The sequence below is a fragment of the Lutispora sp. genome (assembly GCF_041687175.1).
In the GTDB taxonomy this organism is placed as follows: Bacteria; Bacillota; Clostridia; order Lutisporales; family Lutisporaceae; genus Lutispora.
Genome location: NZ_JAWLCK010000119.1, coordinates 1 through 7800, shown reverse-complemented (window position 1 = coordinate 7800; position 7800 = coordinate 1). Strand labels below are relative to the sequence as shown.

The 7800-nt window shown below is 36.6% G+C and carries 6 protein-coding genes and 1 other annotated feature; all 6 genes read right to left on the bottom strand.

Annotation, left to right across the window (positions count from 1 at the left end):
• A partial coding sequence (gene yfcE / locus ACESM9_RS13080; RefSeq protein ID WP_372999461.1) for a phosphodiesterase occupies positions 1–357 on the bottom strand: 357 nt, incomplete at its 3' end.
• Positions 358–455: 98 nt separating this feature from the next.
• Entirely contained in the window at positions 456–2438 is a 1983-nt protein-coding gene (locus tag ACESM9_RS13075) for an FtsX-like permease family protein (protein WP_372999458.1), read from the bottom strand.
• Complete coding sequence (locus tag ACESM9_RS13070) at positions 2425–3192, bottom strand: ABC transporter ATP-binding protein (RefSeq protein WP_372999455.1); 768 nt, start codon at positions 3190–3192, stop codon at positions 2425–2427. Before ACESM9_RS13070 ends, ACESM9_RS13075 begins: the two co-directional genes overlap by 14 nt.
• 141 nt (positions 3193–3333) lie before the next feature.
• A complete protein-coding gene (locus ACESM9_RS13065) occupies positions 3334–4392 on the bottom strand; it encodes a sensor histidine kinase (RefSeq protein WP_372999452.1) in 1059 nt (352 codons plus the stop codon).
• Between the two features lie 25 nt (positions 4393–4417).
• Entirely contained in the window at positions 4418–5113 is a 696-nt protein-coding gene (locus ACESM9_RS13060; protein ID WP_372999450.1) for a response regulator, read from the bottom strand.
• An 887-nt stretch (positions 5114–6000) separates the two neighbouring features.
• Positions 6001–7191: a tryptophan synthase subunit beta gene (gene trpB / locus ACESM9_RS13055; protein ID WP_372999447.1), complete on the bottom strand. Its 1191-nt coding sequence runs from the start codon at positions 7189–7191 to the stop codon at positions 6001–6003.
• Positions 7192–7313: 122 nt separating this feature from the next.
• Positions 7314–7644, bottom strand: a binding site (T-box leader).
• Positions 7645–7800 lie beyond the last annotated feature (156 nt).

Genomic DNA, 7800 nt, shown 5'->3' with positions numbered 1-7800 from the left:
TCCCTTTTTCAATGATGGTGGATTTTCTTCATTAAACCTATGTCCATGGGTTGCAAATATCATGCGATTATCAAGGTATAGTATGCAGTATTCAGCCATAATGGGAAAATCCAAAACCATCTGGTCAACCTCTGCTTCACAGTTACCTCGTACGCACAATATTTCGTCACCAATATCATTCAACATGCTTATTACCTTCTTGGGTTCGTATTCCTTGGGCAGATCATTCCGTGGTCCATGGTATAAAAGATCTCCTAGCAATAATAATTTATCTGCTTTTTCTACTTTATATGTGCTTATCATCTTTTCACAGTAGTAAGCTGAACCATGGATGTCAGATGCTATCATTAATTTCATACCATTACCTCCGCAAAACCATATATTAAGATAATGTTATCATAAAAGAAAAGGCCTGGGAAGTAAAGATACTCCCAGACTTTCGAGTATATTAAGTTTTATATTTCAAAATTCTTTATCTGCTTTATATACATGGTCTTGGCAAATATATAGTAAAGGCTTTGAAAAAGCAGATATATGGCTGCCACTGTGAGAAAATACAGGGTTATATTGTCTCCAAGGAGGTTGCTTAATGCAATTATGGCAAAGGCAGAATGAGTGAATGCAACCACAAAGGGCATAAAGAATACTATGAAGGACTGTTTGGACACTATCTGCTTTATCTCGTCATAGGCCATCCCAATCTTCTTTAATGATACAAATTCCCATCTGTCATTTCGAATCTCATTGAACATCTTAAAGTATATAATGCTTCCTGTGGCTATGAAAAATAATATTGATACAAAGGTTCCAATGAATAAAAACAGCGACATGGTCTGCATTATATCTACAAAGGTTCTTATCTTCTCCGTGAATCGTATGTTCTCATTGTCAGGAAGGATGGAAGCTATTTCCTCTACCGCTTCAGTGGACTTATCCCAATCCTCAATATTATATCCATAGTACATTATTTCATCTTCTTTTGATGCTTTTGCCCTAAAGCTTTCAAATTCCTTATCATTTACTATGACTACATTGGTTTTATCCTTATCAACATCAATTACCCCACCGATGGATTCCCCTACAAGATTAAACCTGTAGTTATCTCCGTTTATGCCCAATGTAATAGATTTATTATTAACAAAAATCTTCTCACTCCTGCTTCCCATAATTACAAACTCATAGGAATTTATATAAACCTCACCTTGAGCCAATTCAATTTTCTCTTTCTTAAATTGAGCTGCCAGTTTATTATAATCTGAATTGGACATTACATAAAAATCCTTTATATTTGGCTTTCGATTTGGATTTAATGCATTTTTTTCATTACTTAAATTAAGCTCGCCCTGATTTGTGGCCTTTAGTAATGGAACCTGATTTTTGTTCTTCAATACATGCCCATGCTTACTTAATATATCTTCTGTTTTTTCTAATATGGACATATCGTTTAACCCTGCTCCGATTTCCATAAAGCTAACATCATGAGGATTACCCAGAAGCATTTTATATTTTATGCTCTGCTGGGTTGAATACACAGTAGCGGAAGCGGTAAGAGTAACCGCTCCAAGAATGGACACTATGAACAATACTTTGGCATTGTCTTTTAGCCTGTGTACTATCTGTGACAATGTGATAATATTTGTTCCTTTGTAGAAGATCTTTTTGTTATTCTTAATCTTTCTAGTCATGAAGACGCTGAATTGAGTAAACAGGAAGTAGGTTCCCGTAACAGTGAAAAACAACACTGGAAACATTGTAAGTATTATGGCAATCCCTGAAATCACCGCTATTATATATCCTATAGCAATAAACACTACTGCAATAATTGTCTTGGGTATGGAAAATTTAGGTGCCTCCTGAGCAACTCTTGCGCCTCTCAACAGCTCTGCTATATTATTATTTTTGATTCGCAGTGTTACAAGAATACTTAAGCCCTGAAATAAGGCTACGAAGCTCAAAACCGTTATCGCCACTGCCTTCAAGGATATACTGAAGGGTACTTCTACATCCAAAGCCATGATAACTGTTATTGCCATGAAAAACAGTTTGGAAAACAATATTCCCAAAAGAAGCCCGGTAAAAATAGATACAGTAGAAACAATCAAATTCTCATATATCACATATCTTCTTATCTCCCCTTTAGTAAGTCCAAACATTGATAACAGTCCGAATTCCTTTTCCCTTGACTTAAGAAAACTGGAAATGGAGTAGAAAGTGAAAAGAACAGTAAATACCATTATCAATACTTCACATAGTATCATGGTATTTGCAGCCAATACTCCCTTCATGCCTAGGGTACCTACCTTGGATACAACAGGATTGAATATGAAATTGGCAAATATGAAAAATACCATTACCACAAGGGTATTGCTGAGATAGTACATCACATATCTGTTGAAATTACCTCTGATATTTTTGTATGCAATATCACGCAATATCATTGTAATTACCTCCCAGCAAAGATAAAGAGTCTAATATTTCCTTGAAGAATGCCTGCCTGTTGCTGCCTTTAACAATTTCCAAGAAAAACTTTCCATCCTTTATCATCACAATTCTATGACAAAAGCTTGCTGCAAAGGGATCATGAGTCACCATCATTATGGTAGCCTTTCTTTCTTCATTTAGTCTTTTCAGCGATTCCATGACTTCCAGTGAAGACTTGGAGTCAAGATTTCCCGTAGGCTCATCTGCAAGGATTATGGATGGATTGTGTATAAGGGCACGAGCTATGGCTGCTCTTTGTTGCTGACCACCAGAAACTTCATAGGGTCTTTTAACCAATATATCCTTTATATTTAATAGCTGGGCTATGTCATTTACCTTTTCTTCAATTATCTTAGGCTCTACTTTCTCTAAAGCCAGAGGAAGTATTATATTCTCTTTGATTGATAGTGTATCCAGCAAATTATAGTCCTGAAATATGAATCCTAAGGATCTTCTTCTGAATAAAGCTGTATTCTTTTCATCCAGTTTCATAGGATTAGTGTTGTTTATATATAGCTCACCGGAAGTTGGTGTATCTATAGTAGCCAAAATATTTAACAGGGTAGTTTTACCGCTTCCCGATGGCCCCATTACTCCTACAAACTCTCCATTTTCTATGCTTATGCTGAAATTATCCAATGCCTTTACTTTTAGCATCCCTTTTTTACTGCCATATATCTTGGTTATGTTTTCAGCCTTCAAAACAGACATGTTTATTACCTCCGACTTATCTCATCATATTTATCCCATGGGTTAACTCTCATATTTATTTTAAAGAAAAAAAGGAAATCTTAGTATCGATTTTCCTTTCATTATAATTATTTATCTTACATTTTTGAAATGTTAAACTAACTAGTCTTCAGTGTTGAAAATGGTTTTGCCTTTATAAAATATTATAAAAAATTTTGTACCTTTTCCTTCCTCTGATTCAAATGTTAAGCCATGTCCCAGCTCGTCACATATTCTCTTGGACAGATATAATCCCATACCCGTTGATTCTGAAGTTCTCCTTCCGTTTCTCCCTGTGAAAAATGGGTTGAATACTCTGGTTCTATCTTCTTTAGGTATTCCAATGCCTTTATCTTCGATAAACAACACTACCTTTGACGCTTCATCTTTGATTTCGAAGATTATATATTTTTCATCTAATGGCACATCCTTTGAATATTTTATTGCATTAACCAGTATCTGATTTACTACAAAGTATATCCACTTGCTATCGGTTTCTACCTCTATAGTTCCCCCGGAAATAATTTTCGGATATATGGAATTCCTAATGAGAGACTTTTTATTATCATTTATTACCTTTCTAATAATTGCCAGAATTTCTGTTTTCTCTGCCTTAAAATCCAGGTTGAATTGGCTCAGTCTGGCATTATACAGCATCATATCAAGGCCGTGGGTTATCTTTTCATTTTCTTCAGCAATGCTTTCCAATACATCATTATAATTTTCCTTGTTCCTATCCTGAAGAAGAAGGTTTATGACGGATACAGGAGTTTTCATCTGATGTACCCATTGATTGATGAAACATATGTATTGTTTTTGGTTTTCTTCGTATTTGGCAAGCTTGTTGGCATAGTCTCTGTATGATTTCTCAAGTATTTTGTTAAACATAGACTGTTCCTGGGTCCTGGCTATCGCCAAGCTTATCATGCTATCCATATCGTCTTCTGAGTCAACAGCTTTATTAAGGTAATTATAAAAAGGCTTCATCCTTATATAATCATAGGTCATAAATATCATAAATAATACTAGGGATATAAGGAAGGCATAGAATATATTTTCTCTCGGAATCTCCCTATCATTGATGATTATTGTCAGATTCATAGTTAGTATTATTAAAAGAGTATTTATAAAAAATGCAACTCCATAGCTGATTCTGTCCTTAACATGTTTAAAAAAGTTCATCAGATACAGCTCCCCCATCGCCAATTTATTTGCTCCAGTTATTTACAATCCTATAGCCCTGGCCTCTCTTGGTCTCTATTGCATCTTTAATGCCTATATCTTCCAATCTCCTTCGGAGCCTTGTCATATTAACTGATAGTGTATTGTCATCTACAAAATCTATGTCATTCCAAAGTATCTCCAGTAGTTCTTCTCTGGAGACTATATGATTAACATGTTTCAATAGGGAGTACAATAGCAAGAATTCCTTGCTGCTTAGTTCAACCTTTTTGTCCTTGTATTCAACAATATTTTTATTGATGTGCATGTATAATCCATCCACTTCAAAAATCTCTGTATGAGCATTTTCAGAATACTCTCCATAGACCCGCCTAATTACTCCCTTTATCTTTACTATGAGCAAATCATAGGAAAAAGGCTTTGTGATATAATCGTCTGCACCATTCTCTATGGCCATAACCTGATCCATGTCTGAGTCTCTAGCAGAGATGAATATTATTGGAACCTTTGAAACCGTCCTAATGTCTCTGCACCAGTAGAAGCCATCATAATAGGGAAGGTTGATGTCCATGAGAACCAGATTAGGGTTATTGCTTATAAATTCTTTCTTTATATTTGAAAAGTCCTGTACAGTGCAGGTTTCGTATCCGTACTTCTCCAGGTGGTTCCTTATGAGTTCCTGAAGTTTCTTGTCGTCTTCGATTATCATTATCTTATACATAGCAACACCTCTAATACTCCATTTGTTTGGATTATATACAAACTATACCATATGTGACCAGAGCTTTCCAATAAAATTGCATTTTTATTGAAACCACTAAAAGCACTGAAGGGCACGGTTTTTTATCTGCTACTTTGACACTATAGCGAAATAGAATAAGCATATGTGCAGTTCACAAAGGTTATTTATTTTGATAACTCTAAAGCTCATTTCCTAAGAAAAATCTAACGCCTCCCAAAGGGCCTCCTGCCCTGGAAGGCTTGGGCACCATCCGTGCTGCCCATACGATTTTTCTATGGATATTTCGCTAAGAGTTTTATGCAAAATCAATAAATATGTTCACTTGCACATATGCTTATTCTATAGCTACTATAGCGTACTTCTATACAGTGAAATCTAAGGGATATATAAGAAAGCATTTTTGTTAACTTTGTTAGTGACTCTTTGCGAAATCTAAATTAGAGAATTCGTAAGCGCGGCAAGGAGGTCGCGCTAGGCGCAACCGGCGAAGCATAGGGCATGGATGCCCGTTTTGCACCGTTAGAATTCTCTTTTAGATGAGCATTAGAGTCACCAAAGTTAATAACCCATGCGATATTATATGTCCCTTAGATTGGCTTATGCCGCTACAGTATGTGGATATCAGATATGTGCTGAGGATATTTTGTGAGCTTTGTTATAGTTCTTAGCGAAGATCGAACTAAAAAAACCGTTAGGCTTTTTGTGAGATCAAGCTATAGAAATATCAAAGCGAACTCTTATATCTAAAGCACATATCTAATATCCATACTATATGCTGCACATATGCTTATTCTAATTTGCTATAGTATCGAAGTAGCATTCTTTAGTGTATCATAGCGTCCTTCAGTGTCCTTTAATGGTTAATATCAAACCCTCCGTGTCAATCCGTGTTCTTCAAAATACTCGTATGCTGTATTCACATCCTTGTCTCCACGGCCGGAAAGATTAATTATGACTATTTCATCCTTTTTCATTTTGGGAACTTCCATAACTGCATAGCCTAATGCATGTGCGCTTTCTATGGCAGGGATTATACCTTCTGTTTCGCAGAGCATTCTAAAGCCTTTCATTGCCTCATCATCTGTGACAGAGGCATATTTTGCTCTACCAATATCCCTAAGATAAGCATGTTCAGGACCTACACCGGGATAATCAAGTCCTGCAGAGATAGAATAGGCAGGCTTCACATTGCCTTCATCATCAGTCATTACATAGGTTTTCATTCCATGAAGTATTCCTATTTCTCCACCTTCAAAGGCACAAGCATGCTCTCCCGTTTTTATACCATGGCCTGCAGCCTCAACTCCTACGATTTTTACCTCTTCATTCTTTACAAAATCATGGAACATACCTATTGCATTGCTGCCGCCGCCAACGCAGGCTATTATATAGTCGGGCAATCTTCCTTCTGCTTCCATTATTTGGGCTTTAGCTTCTTCACCTATGATTTTCTGAAATTCTCTTACCATCAATGGATATGGGTGGGGTCCTACTGCAGAACCAACAACATAGAAAGTATCTTCTGCTCTTCTCACATATTCTGCAAAAGCCTCATCCACTGCCTCCTTAAGAGTCCCGCTTCCAGATGTAACAGCTTTCACCTCTGCCCCCAGCATCCTCATTCTGAAGACATTTAGCTCCTGCCTCCTCATGTCCTCTTCACCCATGAATATAGTACACTCCATACCAAACAGTGCTGCACCAGTAGCGGTTGCTACACCATGCTGGCCGGCACCTGTCTCAGCAATAACTCTCTTTTTGCCCATATGTTTTGCCAATAGAATCTGACCTATAACATTGTTTATCTTATGGGCTCCTGTATGGTTCAAATCCTCTCTTTTTAAATAGATCTTAGCCCCTCCCAGTTTTTTGGTCAGCCTCTCAGCATAATATAGAAGAGATGGTCTTCCAACATATTCTTTCAGATATTTTTTATACTCATTTTTGAATTCTTCACTGCAACAACAATCTTCAAATGCTTTCTCCAATTCAGCCAGAGGCTTAACCAATGCCTCAGGTATATACTGTCCTCCGAAGTTTCCAAAGTTCTTATTCATTCTAATATCCTCCCAATAAAATTTAATATTTTTATTTGCTTCTACTGACTTTCACTTATTACACCAAAGCATTCTACCACCTCCGCCGATACAAAAATATATAAAGGCCTGTTATCATCCACATATGGGACGAAAACAGGCCTGTTTCGCGGTACCACCCAAATTAGATTGAAGTAAAAATAAAAAGCGTCTCATCCTATCAGGACGAAACGCTGTAAGTTTCGCTATGCCACCTAATTTACTCCAAATCTCACTCTTTTCAGATACGAAGCATATATGCTTGATATCCTACCCCAATAACGCAGGGATGCGGCATCAGATACTCCAAGAAAACTTGTTTCACCTTGCATCTCATGAACCCATTCCTTATAGTTGAAATGCTCCGGACCTTGCACCAACCGCCGGCTCGCTGTACCATTCTTCCATAAGTACTCTTTCAATCATTGATTTTGAACTATGAAATGTATTATACCCTAGAACACTGGTTTTGTAAATAGAAGTTTTTCAGTTTTGTGATTATCTTATGATAATGTCACCTTGTAAATTATCGTGATAAAATGTCACTATGAAAAACGAGGTGCATTATTTAATGTCTCAAAAACAATTAAA

What these genes read in the sequence shown, in the direction of transcription:
- ACESM9_RS13075 (WP_372999458.1), bottom strand. Translation starts at nt 2,438, where the DNA reads ATGATATTGCGTGATATTGCATACAAAAATATCAGAGGTAATTTCAAC.
- ACESM9_RS13070 (WP_372999455.1), bottom strand. Translation starts at nt 3,192, where the DNA reads ATGTCTGTTTTGAAGGCTGAAAACATAACCAAGATATATGGCAGTAAA.
- ACESM9_RS13065 (WP_372999452.1), bottom strand. Translation starts at nt 4,392, where the DNA reads ATGAACTTTTTTAAACATGTTAAGGACAGAATCAGCTATGGAGTTGCA.
- ACESM9_RS13060 (WP_372999450.1), bottom strand. Translation starts at nt 5,113, where the DNA reads ATGTATAAGATAATGATAATCGAAGACGACAAGAAACTTCAGGAACTC.
- trpB (WP_372999447.1), bottom strand. Translation starts at nt 7,191, where the DNA reads ATGAATAAGAACTTTGGAAACTTCGGAGGACAGTATATACCTGAGGCA.